Below are 17,892 nucleotides of genomic sequence, written 5' to 3'. Positions count from 1 at the left end.
CGTCGGAGTCGAGCAGAAAGTCGGCATTCATGATCGAGCTCAGCTACACCGCCGATGTCACCGTGGTCGGCGGTGGTCTGGCCGGTGTCACCGCAGCCGTGAGCGCCGCGCGCAACGGCGCGAGAGTCGCCCTGATCAACAACAGGGGCGTGCTCGGCGGCAACTCCAGCAGCGAGATCCGGGTGTGGGTGGTGGGCGCCACGGCGCACGGCGCGCAGAAGTTCGCCCGCGAGACGGGTCTCATGGGCGAACTGTTCACCGAGAACCAGTGGCGCAACCCCGAGGGCAACCCCATCCTCTGGGACCACGTCGTGCTCGACCTCGTGCGCGCGGAGCCGAACATCACGCTCTTCCTCAACACCGAGGTGCGCGAGGTCGAGGCCGATGGCGACGAGGCCGACCGAGTCATCGGCTCGGTCACCGGCTGGCAGTCCGGCTCCGAGCGGCTGATCAGGTTCGAGTCGCCGATCTTCCTCGACTGCACGGGTGACGGCCTGGTCGGCCTGCTCGCGGGCGCCAGGTTCGCGACCGGCAGGGAGGACAGGAGCGTCCACGGCGAGGAGTGGGCGCCAGAAGTCGCCGACGACAACATGCTCGGCAGCACGATCCTCTTCTACACCAAAGACGCAGGACAGCCGGTCCGGTTTGTTCCGCCCGGCATCACCAAGGACATCGAGGCCTTCAACCTGCCGCTCCGCCGCCACATCGACCCCGGCATGAACGGCTGCGACTACTGGTGGATCGAGTGGGGCGGCGAGCTCGACGCGGTCGCCGACAACGAGCGCATCCGCGACGAGCTGTGGGGCGTCGTCTTCGGCATCTGGGACTACGTCAAGAACTCCGGCCGCTTCGCCGCCGACAACCTCACCCTGGAGTGGGTGGGCACGCTCCCCGGCAAGCGCGAGTACCGCCGCTTCATCGGCGACCACGTGCTGACGCAGCAGGACATCACCGGCCAGACCCGCTTCCCCGACACGATCGGCTTCGGCGGCTGGTCCATCGACCTGCACCCGCCAGGCGGCATCTACGCCGCCGACAGCCCCTCCAAGCACCTGTTCGGCCCCGGCCTCTACGACATCCCGTTCCGCTCGCTGTACTCGGTGAACGTGCGCAACATGCTCATGGCCGGCCGCGACATATCCGCCAGCCATGTCGCCTTCGGCAGCACCCGGGTCATGGCGACCTGCGCCGTCGTGGGTGAGGCGGCGGGTACGGCTGCCGCGCTCGCGGTGCGCAGGAGCGTCACGCCGCGCCAGATCGCGGCCGCCCACCTGGACGAACTCCAGGCCATGCTCGTCCGGCAGGACGCCTCGCTGCTGGGCGTGCCCTGGCAGGATCCGCGCGACCTGGCGCTGAAGGCCACCGTCACGGCGTCGTCCACGCTGACCCGGCTGGCTGGTGACGCGGGCGCGGAGCCGGAGCTGCTCCCGATCGGCGAGGCCGATTTCGGTCTGCTCCTGCCCGCCGACCCCCGGGTCGACGTCGTGCGCATCGGTGTCGAGGCCGCCCGCGCGACCACCGCGACGGTCGAGCTGTGGAGCACGGGCAGCGGGCTGAACCACATCCCGGTCACGCTGCTCGCGACCAGGGAGGCGAGCCTCGAGCAGGCCGGGCGCGGCTGGCTGGAGGCCCGCTTCGACGACGTGCCCGTGGAAGGGGGCGAGGTGGTCGTGGTCGTCCGGCGCAACGACGATCTCGCCGTCCTGGTCGGCGCGGGCCGCCCGCCGTACGGCGTGCTGGGCCTACTCAGCAGGGACCCGGCACTCGACCTGGGGACGCCGCAGAGCAACGCGTGGTCGGCCTTCGAGCTGCGCAGGCGCACGCCGCGGTTCGAGGTCGAGCCGGCGACCGCGGCCTACCGGCCCGACCAGGTCGCGGGCGGGCTGGCCCGGCCGTTCGACGGCCCCAACCTGTGGGCCTCGGAGACCGGAGGCGAGCAGCACGTCGAGCTCCGCTGGCCCGAGGAGCGCACCATCGGCCGTGTCGAGCTGATCTTCAACGACGACGTCGATGAGGACCTGGTCAACCTGCACCACCACCGCACGCCGTACCTGGTCATGCCCGAACTCGTGAAGGACTACCGGATCGAGGCGGAGACGGCGGCCGGGTGGGCGCCGGTCGTGGAGGTCACGGGCAACCGCTTACGCCGCCGGGTGCACGCGCTCGGCCAGGCCGTACGGGCGGGCGCGCTGCGGGTCGTGGTCACGGCCACCAACGGCGACGAACGCGCCATGATCGCCGCCGTGCGCGTCTTCGAGAACTGACTGACGGAGAGAGAACTCACTGTGCATGACAACCGCTTGATCGTCGAGGAGCGGCTGGCCCGTTTCGTTCAGCAGTTCCTGCCCGCCGCGCTGTACCGCGAGCGGCGACCACTGGCCGTCGAGGCGTGGAACGTGCCCGGCGAGCCTGTGCCCGCGGCCGAGGCGTTCCAGGCCAGGTACACCCCATCACACTCCCGCACAACTGGGGCACCCCCTGGGGCACGACGTGGTTCCACGCGACAGGACGCGTGCCTGACGAGCTTCCCGAGGGCACGCGCCTCGAGATCGTCGTCGATCTCGGCTTCCACGGCCGCCGCCCCGGCTTCCAGGTCGAGGGCCTCGGCTACCGTGCCGACGGCAGCCTCATCAAGGCCGTCGCGCCGCTGAGCCAGTACCTGCCGTGGAGCCTGGCCGAGCCCGTCGTCGACGTGTACGTCGAGGCGGCCGCCAATCCGGACGTCGCGGGTGAGTACACCTACGAGCCGACCGCGCTCGGGGACAGGACCACCGCGGGCACCGACCCGATCTACCGGCTGAGGAGCTTCGACCTCGCCCTGCTCGATGTCGGGGTGTGGGAGCTCGCACAGGACGTGTGGACGCTGGACGGGCTGATGCGCGAGCTGAGCGTCGACTCCTCGCGGCGCTGGGAGATCCTGCGCGCGTTCGAGCGGATGCTCACCTCGACCCGGCGGTCGGCATCGTCCCAGTTCAGTACTAAGATCGCCGCCTTGACCTGGGCCCCCACCTCGACCTGGTCCTCGTCGAGGGTGATCCAGGCCTGGCACGCACCCGACTCGGGCAGCGCCGCGAGCCGGACGAACTCCTGCGCCGACTTGCCGGTGGCGATGCCGGGGCACCACTGGATCCAGCCCCGCCGGTTCGCGCCGTCGTTGTCGTTGATGATCGCGTTGAACAGCACCGAGCCGCCGGGACCGGGAGCGCCGACGCCGGTCGAAGCCCACGGGAACGCTGCCAGGTAATGGGTCTGGGTGCCGTCACGCCGAGCGGTCAGGGTGACGTCGCTGACCGGCGAGGTGACCGAACCGTCGCTGAATCGGTAGACCTCGGGACCACTGTCGAGCAACGCGAGGCCGTACTCCGGACCGTACCCGCCGTTGCTGTCCCCGAAGGCGATCTGGAACCCGTCACCCTGCCACTGGTTGGTGCCACCGATCGGCCGGTGGACGTTGTCGGTCACCGTCGCCGCGACGTACAGCCGTTCCGCGTCATAGCCGAGCGCGAGGTCGGTCGACAGGTCGTCCTCGCCGGCCCACCCGGTGATCGAAACCTGGTTGTCGCGGCTCGGCAGATGGGCGCCGAACGCGTCGGCGAGGGCTCCGGATCCGCTACCGGCGGGCGTTGTGGTGAGTTTGGTGAGCGGGAGGTGCGCGCCCCGTCCGAGTAATGCCGTGAGCTGTTCGCGGGTCAGGAGGGTTGTCTGCGGATCGGCGGCGGCCCACTGGGCGGTGACCACCGGAAGCATGGCGGCGGTGGCGGAGATGCCGACACCACGGAGGAAGGTACGGCGGGAGATTGTCACAGAGAGACCTCAAGATAGCAGGTGCGGATGGTTGATGCGGCGTTGTACGAAGCGGCGACCGACCCGGGCTCGTCGGCCAACGCGACGGTGACCGCATTGCCGGCGAGGGCCAGCGGCGCGCGCTGACCGGTCAGGTCCACCCGGGCCGCGCCGGCCGTGGGCGGCAGCGTCGCCAGGGTGACGGTGACGTTCGTGCCGGCCCAGCCGGCCGGGGTGTGGATGGCGATGATGATCTTGATGCCGCCGACCAGGAACCCTTCGATAGAACCGGAAGCCCAGTCCCGGGCCGTCGTCAGTCCGGCGTCGTTGGTGTGGTCGTCGTAGGTTTCGGGCACCACGCCGCCGAAGAGATCCGCGATGGTGCTGAGGCAGACGCCGTGGGAGGTGAGCGAACCGTCGGCCTTGCGGAGGTATCGACCGGCGCCGGTCGCCGGCGCCGAAGCGGGCGCCTGCCACGCGTACCAGAGAAGTTTGAACCCGTCGGGCAGCTGCGCGAGGCCGCGCGTGATCGCCCAGTGCAGGAGTCCGGGGTACACCAGGGCGGCCGCCGCCGGGCTGGTCGAGTAGCCGATCTCGGTCTGCCAGATCGGTAGCGACGACCCCAGCGCGGCGACGCACGCGACGCGCAGCGACTCCAGGTCGGACGGCTTGTAGTAGTGCACGTCGAGCACGTCGACGCTGGACCACGCGTTCGTCTCGTTCAGGAGCGCGGTGAACCGCGCGATCGCTGCCAGCGAGGGCCAGCCGCCGTAGACGACCTTGCCACCATGGTTGCGGATCGCCGTTGACGCCGGCTTGTGTATCTGGTCGATGTACTCGTACGGGCTGCCGTACCAGAACCCCGCCGACCAGTAGGTCTCGTTCCACACCTGGAAGTACTCGACGCCGTAGGTGCTGCGGAGGATCGTCACCACGTGGTCGACGAACGCGAGCCATCTCGCCGGATCCGCCGGCGGCGTCTTGTCCTTGGGCAGCACCAGGTCCTCGTCCTGGAGGACCTCGCCGGTGCTGATCCGGGTTCGGGTCACCCGGCGCGACCAACCCGATCCGGCGTCGACCTGGGCCGCACCGACCGCGTACTGCACGTCCCAATGCGACCATCCGTACGCGGTCGTCCGCGCGGCCCACGGAGCGGAGTAGGCCAGCACCGGGAGCAGGGTTACGCCGTTCGCCGCGGCGGCGGCGAACCGGGTGCCGAATGCGTGGATGGCGCTGTCGTCGTACGTCCCTTGGGTCGATTCGACCGCGGCCCAGAGTATGTCGCTGCGATCCCATGACATCCCCGCCAGCGCGCCGATGCTGGGGCCGGCGGCGGCGGCGTGGTTGGTCCCGAGCAGTGTCCCCAGCGGCATCGGTGTCACGGCCGCGCTCGCGGGTCGCGCCGGTCCGGGGAGCCCGAGTACGGCGGTGGCCATTCCGAGACCTGCGCCCGCGAGGACGGCACGCCGGGGCACGGCGTGAGGAACGTTCGAGTGGGGGGCTGCGGTCACGGGTTCTCCTTCGAACGGCGGCGACGTAGACACGATCAAGCCACGGGTAACTAATTCCATTTTCCGGATTAAGCGGAGATTAGAGATCTGAACCGCCTCTCGTCAACGGACGCCGCGCGGCTCGCTTCGCTCCGCAACCGTTGGCCGGCGCCTCGGCTGGCGGGCGGCAGAGCACGGCTGGGAAATACTCTCTCGAAGCTGTCGAAAAGCTCCGGGCCGTACGAGGCGAGGGTGAAAGGTCGCCAAACTAGTGGGTGCGGCGACGTTGGGCGGGGCTGCTTTGGCGGTAATGCGCGCGGAGGTCTGTTCGCCGAGTAGCACGTAGCGGCCGAGGCCGGCCAGATGCTGGTGGCGGCTCTTGGCCCGCCGTCTTCATTTCTCGGCCGCTACGCTAGTGACCAGGTCAAACTCGTACACCACCCATGACCTCGCTCGTACCGTTCGGCTGGGGCGACGGCGGCGGGCCGACCCGCGAGATGCTCGCCGCCGCCAATCGGCTCAGGTCGCCGGAGGGCTCGCCGGCGGTCACGATCGACTCGCCGCAGCCCTTTTTCGAGTGCGCGGAGGGCGAGTACGAGAGCCTGCCGGTGTGGTCGGGCGAGCTCCACCTCGAACTGCACCGCGGATCCCTCACCACCCGGCACCTGACCACGCAGGGCAACCGCCGCGACGAGCACCTGCTGCGCGAGGCCGAGCTGTGGGCCGCTTCAGAGCAACTGGTCGATGAACTCCAGGAGGGTGGTCAGGTCGGCGGATGCCTGACCACCCGCCGTCGTGCGGCCGACGAAGAGCTTCGGCGCGAAGTCGCCCGCCATGCCCGGCGAGATCAGGTGCTGTGCCGCCGCGTTGCCGAGCGCGGGCAGGTTGGGGTCGATGCTCGTCAGGAACCCCGATCGGCGTTCCGGCGGGTCCATGGAGAAGTGGTCGTGGCCCACGAGCGCCACGTCCTCGGGGATCCGCATGCCGTGGGCGCGTAGGCCGACGTAGGCGCCGTAGGCGATGAAGTCGTTGGCGCAGAAGATCGCGTCGAACTCGGTGCCCGCCTCGATCAGCTGGTTGACCGCCTGGAGACCCCAGGCCTTGGACCAGTCGCCGTAGAGCGGCTCCAGCGGCTGCCCCGCGGCGGCGAGGGTCTCCACGAAACCACGCGTGCGCAGCTCGGCGCCCCGCTCGCTGCCCTCCGCGATGTGCGCGATCTTCGTCCTGCCGAGCGACAGCAGGTGCTCGGCGGCGAGCCGCCCGGCACCGTAGTCGTCGGGGAGGAACGACGCGTCGGCGGGGTTGTCGGACTCGCAGAAGGCGTAGGCGACGGGGCAGGACAACCTGTCGGAGATGGACGGGTAGAGACCCGACGGCCCGGAGCCGATGACCAGCACGGCGTCGACGTGGCGCGCTTCGAGCGCGCGGACGAACTGCGATCGCCGCTGGTCGCTCTCGGCGGCGTCGCACACGAGCGTGGCCAGGCCGCCCGTGGCCAGCCTGCGCTCCGCGCCGCGCAGCACCATGCTGCTGAAGATCTCCGAGGCGTCCTCGATGAGGATCCCGACCAGCTCGCTCCGCCCTCGGGCGAAGGACTTGGCCAGCGCGTTGGGCTGGAAGTCGAGCCGCTCCACGGCATCGAAGATGCGCCGGCGGGTCTCCTCCGAGGCGCGTCCGGTGTTGCTGAGCACCTTCGACACCAGCGACACCGAGACCCCGGCGGCCGCGGCGACATCCGCGAGAGTAGCGGCCTTGCGTGCCATGAGTTCCTTTCCATCTCGGTGATAACAGGTTAAATCATGTTTCTCCGGATACTTGACAAAGTAGCAGGAACGACAAGACCATGACGATGGTCAAACGGTTGACCACTGCCACGAAACTCGCCGGCACGCCACTGCTGCCCGCGTGAGCGCCGCGGTCACGACAACGCCCGAGCGTGACCGCCGTTTGCGCCACCATGCCCGCAAAAAGGGGTTCGTCATGCTGCATCAAAAAAATCGGTTCGCCAGTTTCGCGATGGCCGGAATCATAGCTCTCACCGCCGGTGCGTGTTCGTCCGGCCGGCCCGGCACCGAGGCAGACCCGAACGCCAAGGTGACGATCCACGTCGGCAACATGCCCACCAAGGACAACCCTGACAACCTCGCCCTGTTCAACAAGCAGGTCGCGACCTTCCAGAAGCTCCATCCGAACGTCACTGTGGTCGGCGAGGAGACCAAATTCGACCCGCAGACGTTCGCCGCCCTCGTCGCCGGCGGCTCGATGCCGACCACGATGCAGGTGCCGTACACCAACATCCAGCAGCTCGCCCTCAACGGCCAGGTGCGCGACATCACCGACCTCGTCAAGGGCGACGTGATGCTCTCGAAGCTCAACCCGGCCGTCGCCAAGCAGACGCAGAACGCCGAAGGCCGCACCTTCGGCGTCGTCTCCGCCGCCTACACGATGGCCCTCATCTACAACAGGGCGCTGTACAAGAAGGCAGGCCTCGACCCCGACGCCCCGCCGAAGACCTGGGACCAGGTGCGCGAGAACGCCAAGGCGATCAGCAGGGCGAGCGACGCGGCAGGCTTCATGATCGCGACGACGACCAACTCCGGCGGCTGGATCCTCACCACGATGGCCTACGCCAACGGCAGCGCCATCCAGCAGCGCGAAGGCGACACCGTCAAGGCCACGATCAACGCCGGCGGCGTGAAGGACGCGCTGACGTTCCTGCACGACGTGCGGTGGACCGACCAGGCCGCAGGCAAGAACTTCCTGATGAGCCAGGACGACATGCGCAACGCGATCGCCGCCGGGCGGATCGGGCAGACCGTGCTCGGCGCCGACCTCTACCGCGACCTCGTCGGCAACCGCGACATGCCCGGTTCCGACCTGGGGATCGCGCCGCTGCCGCAGTCGGCCTCCGGCATCGGCAGCCTGGGCGGCGGCGACATCGCCGTCGCCAGCCCCAAGGCCAGCGCCAGTGAGGCGGCCGCCGCGCTGGAGTGGGTGAAGTTCCGCTACCTGGGCCGCTTCCTCGACAAGCAGGCGGCGGTCGAGTGGGCCGAGACCTCCAAGGCGGGTGGCCTGCCCGTGGGCGCCCCCGAGGTGCCGCTGTTCTCGCCGGAGATCTACGACCGCTATCTGTCCTGGGTCTCCGGCTACGTCAACGTCGACCGGGCCAACTACAAGGCGTACTTCGCCAGCCTCGGCACCCTCCCGATCCTTGGCGAGCCTCCCGTGGCAGCGCAGGAGACCTACGCGCTGCTCGACGCCGTGACCCAGCAGGTGCTCACGAAGCAGGACGCCGACGTCGACGCGGCGCTCACCCAGCTCCAGACGGACGCGCAGGCGCTGATCGATGCCACGCAGTGACACCCTCCAGGGCGCGATGACCAGGTGGGTACGGCACGGCGGCGCGGGAAAGCTGCTCTTCACCACCCCGCTGCTGATCGTGTTCGGCCTCTTCGCCTGGTGGCCGATCCTGCGGAGCCTGGTCCTCAGCTTCCAGCGCACCAACCTGGTCGCCGATCCCGCCTGGGTCGGGCTGCGCAACTTCAGCCGCGTGCTCGCCGACCCGCTGCTCGTCACCGCGGCCTGGAACACCGCGTGGTTCACGCTGCTGGCCCTGGTCATCGGCTTCCCCGTGCCGGTGCTGCTCGCCGTGTTCATCGGGGAGCTCCGCCGTACCAGGACCATCACCAGCGTGCTCGTCTACATCCCGATCATCATCCCCCCGGTGGTGGCGGTGCTGCTGTGGAAGCAGCTGTACGACCCGAGCGAGCACGGCCTGCTCAACACCGTGGCCGGCTGGGCCGGGCTGGGACCCTTTCCCTGGCTGCAAAGCGCCGAGACGGCGATGCCCAGCATCGTCGTCCAGGCGACCTGGGCGGGCTTCGGCACGACAACGATCATCTACGTCGCCGCGCTGATGTCGGTGCCACCCGAGCTCTACGAGGCGGCCGAACTCGACGGCGCCGGGGTGTTGCGGCGGGTCTGGCACATCACGCTGCCGCAGCTGCGCTCCGTCATCCTGCTCATGCTGATCCTCCAGGTGATCGGCACCTTCCAGGTGTTCACCGAGCCCTACGTCATGACCGGCGGCGGGCCGGACAACAGCACGATCACGCTGCTCATGCTGATCTTCAAGTACGCGTTCGTGGTCGGCGACTTCGGCAAGGCGACGGCGCTGAGCCTGATGCTCGCCGTCTTCCTCACCGCCCTGTCCGCGGTGTACCTGCGGGCGACGAGGGAGTGGAAACCCTCATGAACGAGCGTGGAATCCTGTCCACCGGCGAGCGCCGCCAGCCAGTGACCCGCGTGGTGTTCACGGGGCTGATCGCCGCCGTGCTCGCCTGCCTCGCGATCGTCGCGGCGGGGCCAATCCTCTGGCTGGCCAAGTCGGCGGTGTCGACCTCGCAGGACATCCTGCGCGACCCGTTCGGCTGGTGGCCCAGCGGGATCCGGTGGGGCAACCTCGCCGAGGCCTGGAACGGCATGGACATCGGGCGCGCCTTGGCCAACACGGTCTACATCGCGGCGGGAAACTGGTTCTTCGGCCTGCTCGTCGCGTTGACCGGCGGCTACTCGCTGGCGATCCTGCGGCCGAGGTACGCGGGAGCGGTCTCGGCCGCGGTGATGGCCACGCTGTTCATCCCCGGTGTCGTCTCCCTCGTGTCGCTGTACCTGACCGTGATCGACGTGCCTGGCCTCGGGGCCAACCTGATCAACAGCTACTGGGCCGTGTGGCTGCCCGCCGCCGCGCACGCCTTCAACGTGCTGCTGGTGAAGAACTTCTTTGCCGAGTTGCCGAAGGAGGTCTTCGAGGCGGCCAAGGTCGACGGGGCCAATTCCTTCGACGTGTTCTGGCGCATCGTGCTGCCGATGTCGCGGCCGATCATCGCCGTCGTCTCCCTGCTCACGCTGGTGTCGGCCTGGAAGGAGTTCCTCTGGCCGCTCCTCGTGCTGCCCTCACCCGATCTGCAGCCGCTGTCCGTGGTGCTCTACAAGATCTCGGCCACCGCGGAGACCAGCACGCTCATCGCCGCCATGTTCATCGCGGTGATCCTTCCGCTGGTCTTCTTCCTCCTGTTCCAGAAGCAGTTCCTCCGCAGCGCCGGCCGGGCCGGCGCCGTAAAGGGGTGACCCGATGAACCCACAGTTAACCCGTCGCGTGCTCGCTGCCCTGATCTCCGTGGTGCTGGTCTGGAGCGGCACCGCCGCTCTCGCCGACACTCGGCTCCCGTACTCCAACACCTTCGACGCGTGGAGCATCAGCAGGAACGGCTCCGCCGAGGTCGCCTTCACCGCCACGCCCCAGGGGCACACCGGGTCGGCGCTGCGGATCGTGAACCAGACGCCGAGCAGCCCGGACACCTTCGGGCAGATCGCTCAGACGGTGCCGGTCAAGCCGGGCACCCTCTACCGGTTCACCGCCTGGATCGCCTCGGAGGGCCTGTCGAAGACGGCCGCACTACAGGCCGTGCTCAGCCCCGACACCACCCAGCGCTACAACTTCCCGATGGGCGTCTACGACTGGCGTCAGGTCTCGTGGACCTACACGACCCTGGCCACGCAGACCAGCTTCTCGCTCCGCCTCGTGTCGCAGGACGTGACGCCTGGCGTGCGCCTTGACGACTTGACCATGACCGAGGACGGCAGCGGGCAGAACCTGCTGGCCAACGCCGGGTTCGAGCAGCACTCCACCTACTTCGGGGTCATGAACGACTCCTTGCTCTTCGATCCCGGCACGGCCTCGCTCGAGCTGTTCACCGACGCCCAGAACCCCGATCCCGCAGGCTGGGCCGTACGGGATGTGCGCGGGACCCAGGTGGCGAGCGGGACGGCCACCTTCACCGGGGGGAGCAGCGTGGTGAACCTCGCCTCGCTGCCCAACGGCTTCTACACGTTCGTGTCGGGCACGTTGAGCGCGAGCTTCGGCATCGTGCCGCCGATGCCCGCCGCCGCGGCCGACTCGCCGTTCGGGGTCGGGCTGCACGGCTACGAGCAGGAGCTCATCGACGGCATCGCGCGCATCGGCTACACCCACTCGCGCAACGACGTGTCCTGGTCTGCCGTCGAGAAGCAGCAGGGCGTCTACACCTTCGACCGGTACGACGGCGGGTTCGCCGCATTGCACGCCGCCGGCATCGAGCCGCTGCCGATCTCCAGCTACCGCAACCCGCTCTACGACGGCAACCGCACGCCGAGCTCGCCTGAGGGCCTGGCCGCCTACGGACGCTTCACGGCCACCGTCAACCAGCACTTCAAGAGCTACACGCAGGCGACCGAGGTCTACAACGAGTTCAACATCAACTTCAACGACGGCCTCTGCGGGCGCACGCCCGCCTGCTACGCCCAGCTCCTCCAGGCCGCCGCCGACCGGGTCGACCCGCAGAACCCGCAGGCCCAGCTCGTGGGCCCGGCGATCTCCGGCGCCTCGGCCGACTACGTGCGCCAGGTGCTCGAACTGGGCGGCGCCGCCGTACTGGACGCGGTGTCCGTCCACCCGTACCGCCACCCCACCCCGCCCGAGGGGATGGACACCCAGATGGCGTCGCTGAGCCAGACCATCGACGACGCCGCCGGCCGCCCGCTCCCGCTGTGGCTCACCGAGTACGGCTGGCCGACCCACACCGCGGGCGGCACGACCGACGCCATGCAGGCCGACTACCTGGTGCGCTCAGCGGTGCTCTCCTTGGCCGGCGGCGCCGACCGGCTCTACTGGTACGACGCCCGCGACGACGGCACCGACCCGAACAACCAGGAGCACAACTTCGGCGTCTTCGAGGTACGGCGCGCGACAGCCCGCTACGCCGCCGAGCCCAAGCCCGCCGCCGTCGCGCAGGCGGTGATGGCGGCCGAACTCGCCGGGCGCACTATCACCAAGCGGGACACCCTGGACGCGACGACCTACTCCTTCCCTTTCAAGAACGCGGTGGACGACCTCAACCGCGTCATGTGGGCGCCGAACAGTCCCAAGACCGTGACCCTGCGCACCGGCCAGCCGCTCACGCTCACCGACCAGTACGGCGTGCGGACCACGCTGACCCCGCACGCGGGCGCCGTCGAAGTGACGCTGACCGAGCACCCGGTCTACGTCCGCGGCCAGGTCGACTCCCTCACGGTCGCCCCCGCTCCCGCGATCACGCTGAAGACCACGGCGACCGTCGCCGACGGCGAGAGCATCGAGGTCCACGCGGCTGTCGACCGCACCGGCCAGAACTGCCGCGCGATCCCCGCCAAGGTGGCGATCACCCTGGAAGGGCAGCGCCGCGACGTCAAGGTCAGGGGCTGCGGCACCGGCGAGGCCGTCTTCGACGTCCCCACCCCCGCGGGCGGCAAAGCGAGCTGGGTCACCGGCTGGGCCTCCGCCGGGGCCGATAAGCTGGCGCGCCTGGCGACACCGACGATCAGGATCACCACCCCGGTCGTCGCCGCCGTCGGGGTCGACCTCGTCCGCGACGGCGGCTACCGGGGCGAGGCGTCCGTCACCCTGACCAACACCTCGCGCAAGACCCCGGTGACCCTCGACGGCCTCACCTGGACGCTCGGCAAGCAGTCGGGCACGATCGCCGACACCACCACGCTGCAGCCGGGAAAGCAGGCCGAGCACACCATCCCGCTCCCGTCGCTGCGCGTGTGGGAGCAGGGCTACCTCGACGTGTCGGTCGGCCTGCAGGGCCGCGCGGACCTGTCCCTCCGGCAATCCGTCGGCGCCGGTCCCATCGAGCCCGACAGCGCCACCGCGGTCGCGCCGATCGACCTGTCCACCGACGCGAAGTGGTTCCGCTACACCGCGGACTGGGGCGGGGCCGCCGACCTCAGCGGCCCGGTGAAGATCACCGAGACCGCGACGGGACTGAGGGTCCAGGCCACGGTCGAGGACGACGTGTTCACCCAGAAGAACCCGGCTGGCAACCTGTACAACGGCGACTCCATCCAGCTCTCCCTCTCGCCCGCGCTGCCCGGCGCCTCGACGGAGCGGACCGAGATCGGCCTGGCGCTGACGCCTGGCGGGCCGGCCGCCTACACGTTCGCGGCCTTCGGGATCGCGATCCCCGGGTCGACGCCCACGGAACGGCTCACGGTGACCAGGGCGGGCATGACGACCACCTACGACGTCGTCCTGCCGTGGCAGAGCCTGGGACTCAACGGGCCGCCCACAGGGATGTTCGCGCTGTCCCTGCTGGTGAACGACGACGACGGTGCCGGCAGGAAGGGCTACCTGGAGTGGTCGTCCGGCATCGGCCACACCAAGGACACCAGCCAGCACTTCCCCGTGCGACTCACCAGCGGGCTCTGAAGGGTGACGACCATGACATCGCCACGTTTACTCGCCGCCCTGGCCGCCGCGGTGCTGGCCTGGGGCGGATCCACGGCCACGGCTTCCGCCGGCACGGCCGATTCGCACACCTTCGCGTCGTGGACACAATACGCGACCGGAGGCACCGACCTCACGGTCACGGCCGACACGCAGACCCCGCACGGCGGCGCGGCCGCGGTGAAGGTGGTCAACGCCACGCCGAAGGCCTCGAACGTCTACGGCGGCATCGTGCAGGCCGTCACCCTCGCGCCGTCGACCACCTACCAGTTCAGCGCCTGGGTGAAGGCGGGCGGCCTGCCCTCCGGTTCGGCCGCCCAGTTCGTGCTGAGCCCGGACTGGAGCGTGCGGCAGTCGTTCCCGGCCGGCAGCTATGACTGGACACGGTTCACCTGGAGCTACACCACGACGGCCACGCAGAGCAGTCTCGCCCTGCGCCTGCTGCTCCAGGACGCCGGCGCCCTCTGGCTGGACGACCTGACGATCACCGCGCCAGGCTCGTCGGCCAACCTGGCCGCCAACCCCGGCTTCGAGCAGTACACGACGGTCCCGCCGGTCATCCCCGCCGAGCTCAGCATCACCAACCCGGACCTCGTCTTCACCACCGGCCCCGCTTCGATCACCATGACGAGTAACCGGCCCAGCATCGACTGGAAGGTGACCGACGTGGCCGGGCAAGCCGTGCGCAGCGGCACCACGGCGATCAGCGGGGGCGTCGGCGCCCTGGCCCTCCCCGGCCTCGGCAACGGCTACTACGGGCTCGAACTGACGACCGCAGGTTCCGACCCGATCACTCGAAGGACGTCGTTCGCCGTCCTCCCGCCGCAAAACGACAACGCGCAGAACGTCGGCAGCCCCTTCGGCATTGCCTGGCACGCCGCGGCGCTCAATTTGAACCAGCTGCCGACCATGGACGAGCTCGGAGTCTCCTACGTGCGCTTCGACGTCTCGTGGAGCTCCGTGGAGAAGGCCAAGGGGGTCTACGCGATCCCCACGCTCATCCAGGAGAGGTTCGACAAGATCGTGTCGATGGGCCTGCGGCCGCTGGTCATCCTCAACTACCGGAACACGCTCTATGACGGGGGCAAGACCCCCAGCACTCCGGAGGGAATCGCGGCCTTCGCCGCGTACGCCCGTTTCGTCGCCCAGCAGTTCGGCACGGCCGCCGACTACGAGGTTTACAACGAGTACAACGGCACCGGCTTCAACGACGGCGCCTGCGGCACGACGGCCGACTGCTACCTGCAACTGCTCAAGCCCACCTCCGAGGCGATCCACGCCGCGGTGCCGGGCGCCGTGGTCGCCGGTCCCGTGCTCGCCGGCGTCGACCTCGCGTGGCTGAAGCGGCTGTTCGAGCTGGGCGGCCTCGACTACGTCGACGCCGTCAGCGTCCACACCTACGCGCGCAACGCGGCGCCGGAGGGTGTCACCGCGCCCCAACTGGCCTCGCTGCGCGCACTGATCCGGCAGTACAACAACGGGCAGGACAAGCCGCTGTGGCTCAGCGAGACCGGGTGGAACACCGCGAACGCTGGGGTGAGCGAAGCACAGCAGGCCGACTACCTCGTCCGGGACCTAGTGCTCAACATCCAGACGGGCGTCACCCGTGAGTACTGGTACGACTTCCTCGACGACTGCGTGAACGCCGACGACAAGGAATGCAGGTACGGCTTGCTTCGCGACATCAACAGCGGCCAGTCCGTCGCGGCGCCCAAACCGGCCTACGTGACCTACGCCGTGCTCACCCGCCGGCTCGCCGGATACCGGCCGACCAGGCTGGAGGCCCTCGCCTCCGGCGCGTACTCCGCGCTCTTCACGAACTCCTCCGGCGCGACGACCCGGGTTCTCTGGGCGACGAGCCCGCAGGCGGTGAACGTGACCGCCGCCGGCGCCGTGACCGTGACCGATCGCTGGGGGGTGTCGAACACCACAGACGGCTCCATGCGACTCGCGCTGACGGAGCACCCGGTCTACCTCTCCGGTGCCGTCTCAGCGGTCACCAGTCCCGGCGTGCCCGCCGGCGGGGAGGATCCTCCACCGGTCCTGAGAAAGCCGTGCGGGCCTGCCGCCCTCGTCTATCGTGCCGGCTACCCCGCGGTGGCCGCTGCGGGAGAGTCCATCGACGTCACGGTCAAGGTCGACTGCCGCTCGCAGCGCAACGCCGAACCCGTGACCGTCACGTTCGCCACCCCCGACGGCGCCCACAGGGTGCTCGTGCCGTCGGTGTCACGGAAGCTGAGCAAGGCGACGCTGAGCATCCCGGCGCCGGACACGACGGGGAGCTCGCCGTACACCATCAACGTGCTGGTCAAGGGAGAGGTGGTCGCGCGTCTCACCGGCGACGTGCCGGTGGTGGACAATCGCGCGTCCGTCGATGTGCGACCCGCCTTCACGGCAGGTGCCCCGGGTGCTCAGGTCGTCATTGGCAACGCGAGCGCGTCGACGACGCTCAGCGCGACACATGTCGCCGCACGAATAGGAGAACATCCGGTCACTCTCCGGAAGCGCCTGGACATCGCGCCGGGCCGGTCCGCGACGTTGCCGTTCGATGTGACTGGCCTGCCCGGGTGGACGCGGCTGCCGATGAGCGCCGAGGTCAGGTTCAGCGACGGCATCACCCGTACCGTGAACGGGAACACCGCCCTCGCTCCCGTGCTGCCTGACGGAACCGCGAACCCGCCCGTCGCGGATCTGGCCACGTCGGGAACGGTCGTCAACCTGGCAGGTGACGGCATCGCCGGAGCAGCCGACCTCTCCGGCCGGATGTGGGCGAGCCACACGGGCGACACCATCACGATCCACGCGGTCGTCACCGACGACGTGCACACGTCGACCGCCGATGCGACGAGCCTCTGGACCAAGGACTCGATCCAGTTCGCCTTCGCCACGAAGGAAAGATTCGAGTTCGGCGCCGCCCGGCTGACCGATGGCACGGCCACGGTCTACGGCTACGCCGGTCGAAGCGGAAGGATCACGGACGCCACGGCGGTGATCACCCGGGATAAGGCGGCGAAGACTACGGCCTACGCGGTCACCCTGCCCAAGGAGCTGATCGGCGTGTCCACCACGGACACGGTCGTCGACTTCTCCTTCCTGGTCAACGACGACGACGGGCACGGCCGTACGGGCTACATCGAGTGGGCTTCCGGCATCGGAAAGACCAAGGACATCGGCCAGTACCTGCCACTCGTCCTGGCTGAGTAGCGGAGTCAACATGAATCCCACCATGTCCCGACGCGCCGACTTCCGGCTGTTCGATACAGGCGCGCTCGCCACGGTCGCCGCTCCACTGCTCTCTCCTGCCCAGGTATCAGCCGCTTCCACGCTGCTCGCCCTATCGGACCTGATCGGTGAGACGGGTGCGGGCACCTACCTCCCGTTGTTGCCACTCACATCGGGGCAGACGCGCTGCCCGACGACCAGGTCCTTATAGCCCCTACGGAGGCGCCGACGACCTGTCGGTCATGGCGCGCTTCGGCTACGACGCTGACAACTTCTCCCTCGCCGAGACCGTCAACGACAACCATCACATGCCATCGCGGGCAGTCATGCGCGCGGGGACTGTACGGTCTTCGGCCTGCGCCGTGAGGCGCTGTGATTCGAGTGGGGGTGAAAGACCTTCGCCGCCTTCACCGCGGCCTCCACGCTGTGCGGGCTCGCACCGTCGATCACCATCCTGGTCGCGTCCACCGGCCCGATGCTCGCCCAGGCCACCGCGATCGGCGTCTTCGGCGGCCTGTACCTGACCGTGGGCTGGTCTCGGCCGAGCTCGCGATAGTGGCGACGCTGGTCGTCGGGGTCCGGTGTCGGCGGGTGTGCTCCTCCCACGCGGCGACGAGCCGCGACTCGACAATCCATGGAAGCGTCTCCCACGACGGCCAAGGCTCTCCGAGCGCGGGCCGAAGACCCGCGGCCGGGCCATCATCCCGCCCTTGTAAGATCGCCGCACGTCTCCCCTTGTTGCACATACCTTGCAACTACGATGCCCTCGTGCAGGTAGCGGTAGGCGGTCGTGCGGCTGACGCCGTGATCGATCGCGAGCTGCGTGATTCGGGTGTTGTCCAGGAGCCAGCGCAGGATGAGCATGGCCTGGGTGAAGCAGGTGATCACGCGACGGCCTTTCCGGGTACCGCGACATCCAGCGCAGCGGCGTGCCCATGGGGAGCTCCGCAGGCCACTGGGGGCGCCCCAGTCCCCCGCCCTCGCCGCATCGAAAACCATGACGTTCCCTTGTCACGCGCGATCCGCTGTCACGCACGATCCGCCGAGCCGGGGGCACCCGTCGGCGTCGTCAGGCGGATATCGCAGGTA

General features: G+C 69.2%; 11 protein-coding genes and 2 pseudogenes. 7 read left to right on the top strand and 6 right to left on the bottom strand.

Features of this window, described 5'->3' with window-relative positions:
* Positions 1-29 precede the first annotated feature (29 nt).
* Both IG98_RS0108995 and IG98_RS55125 read left to right on the top strand, forming a co-directional pair.
* Complete coding sequence (locus IG98_RS0108995) at positions 30-2,264, top strand: FAD-dependent oxidoreductase (protein ID WP_030908351.1); 2,235 nt, start codon at positions 30-32, stop codon at positions 2,262-2,264.
* A 125-nt stretch (positions 2,265-2,389) separates the two neighbouring features.
* Positions 2,390-2,758, top strand: a pseudogene (locus tag IG98_RS55125) (hypothetical protein); the annotation flags it as partial.
* 32 nt (positions 2,759-2,790) lie between these two features.
* Here IG98_RS55125 and IG98_RS0108990 read toward each other — a convergent pair.
* From IG98_RS0108990 to IG98_RS51860, 4 genes are all read right to left on the bottom strand, one after another.
* Positions 2,791-3,804 (bottom strand): sugar-binding protein, encoded by a 1,014-nt coding sequence (locus IG98_RS0108990; RefSeq protein ID WP_030908350.1) that lies wholly within the window; start codon positions 3,802-3,804, stop codon positions 2,791-2,793.
* Positions 3,801-5,294, bottom strand: a complete 1,494-nt coding sequence (locus IG98_RS0108985; protein WP_157594238.1) for a hypothetical protein — start codon at positions 5,292-5,294, stop codon at positions 3,801-3,803. The genes IG98_RS0108990 and IG98_RS0108985 overlap by 4 nt, the downstream gene beginning before the upstream one ends.
* A 707-nt stretch (positions 5,295-6,001) precedes the next feature.
* Entirely contained in the window at positions 6,002-7,036 is a 1,035-nt protein-coding gene (locus IG98_RS0108980) for a LacI family DNA-binding transcriptional regulator (protein WP_051751890.1), read from the bottom strand.
* 34 nt (positions 7,037-7,070) lie between these two features.
* Positions 7,071-7,379: a hypothetical protein gene (locus tag IG98_RS51860; protein ID WP_169750097.1), complete on the bottom strand. Its 309-nt coding sequence runs from the start codon at positions 7,377-7,379 to the stop codon at positions 7,071-7,073.
* Here IG98_RS51860 and IG98_RS0108975 point away from each other — a divergent pair.
* Genes IG98_RS0108975 through IG98_RS0108955 form a run of 5 tightly spaced genes read left to right on the top strand, consistent with a single transcriptional unit; the run spans position 7,368 to position 16,785 of the window.
* A complete protein-coding gene (locus tag IG98_RS0108975; RefSeq protein ID WP_169750096.1) occupies positions 7,368-8,633 on the top strand; it encodes an extracellular solute-binding protein in 1,266 nt (421 codons plus the stop codon). The two genes, IG98_RS51860 and IG98_RS0108975, sit on opposite strands and share 12 nt — an antisense overlap.
* Complete coding sequence (locus tag IG98_RS0108970; RefSeq protein ID WP_084195223.1) at positions 8,620-9,528, top strand: carbohydrate ABC transporter permease; 909 nt, start codon at positions 8,620-8,622, stop codon at positions 9,526-9,528. Before IG98_RS0108975 ends, IG98_RS0108970 begins: the two co-directional genes overlap by 14 nt.
* Positions 9,525-10,403, top strand: coding sequence for a carbohydrate ABC transporter permease (locus IG98_RS0108965; RefSeq protein ID WP_030908336.1), 879 nt, complete (start codon positions 9,525-9,527; stop codon positions 10,401-10,403). The genes IG98_RS0108970 and IG98_RS0108965 overlap by 4 nt, the downstream gene beginning before the upstream one ends.
* A 4-nt stretch (positions 10,404-10,407) precedes the next feature.
* Entirely contained in the window at positions 10,408-13,563 is a 3,156-nt protein-coding gene (locus tag IG98_RS0108960; protein ID WP_157594236.1) for a glycosyl hydrolase, read from the top strand.
* A 12-nt stretch (positions 13,564-13,575) separates the two neighbouring features.
* Positions 13,576-16,785 (top strand): glycosyl hydrolase, encoded by a 3,210-nt coding sequence (locus IG98_RS0108955; RefSeq protein ID WP_030908330.1) that lies wholly within the window; start codon positions 13,576-13,578, stop codon positions 16,783-16,785.
* Positions 16,786-17,127: 342 nt separating this feature from the next.
* On the opposite strand, the gene IG98_RS0108945 is transcribed toward IG98_RS0108955, so the two are convergent.
* Both IG98_RS0108945 and IG98_RS0108940 read right to left on the bottom strand, forming a co-directional pair.
* A complete protein-coding gene (locus tag IG98_RS0108945) occupies positions 17,128-17,409 on the bottom strand; it encodes a hypothetical protein (protein WP_030908324.1) in 282 nt (93 codons plus the stop codon).
* Positions 17,410-17,556: 147 nt separating this feature from the next.
* A pseudogene (locus IG98_RS0108940) lies at positions 17,557-17,715 on the bottom strand (IS5/IS1182 family transposase); the annotation flags it as partial.
* Positions 17,716-17,892: the final 177 nt, after the last annotated feature.

Source organism: Streptosporangium amethystogenes, assembly GCF_000721075.1.
GTDB classification, from domain to species: Bacteria; Actinomycetota; Actinomycetes; order Streptosporangiales; family Streptosporangiaceae; genus Streptosporangium; species Streptosporangium amethystogenes.
This window is presented reverse-complemented; position numbering and strand designations above follow the sequence as displayed.

Bases quoted from the DNA above. Each gene is read 5' to 3' on its own strand.
- IG98_RS0108970 (WP_084195223.1), top strand. From the start codon at position 8,620: ATGCCACGCAGTGACACCCTCCAGGGCGCGATGACCAGGTGGGTACGG.
- IG98_RS0108960 (WP_157594236.1), top strand. From the start codon at position 10,408: ATGAACCCACAGTTAACCCGTCGCGTGCTCGCTGCCCTGATCTCCGTG.
- IG98_RS0108980 (WP_051751890.1), bottom strand. From the start codon at position 7,036: ATGGCACGCAAGGCCGCTACTCTCGCGGATGTCGCCGCGGCCGCCGGG.
- IG98_RS0108955 (WP_030908330.1), top strand. From the start codon at position 13,576: ATGACATCGCCACGTTTACTCGCCGCCCTGGCCGCCGCGGTGCTGGCC.
- IG98_RS0108965 (WP_030908336.1), top strand. From the start codon at position 9,525: ATGAACGAGCGTGGAATCCTGTCCACCGGCGAGCGCCGCCAGCCAGTG.
- IG98_RS0108995 (WP_030908351.1), top strand. From the start codon at position 30: ATGATCGAGCTCAGCTACACCGCCGATGTCACCGTGGTCGGCGGTGGT.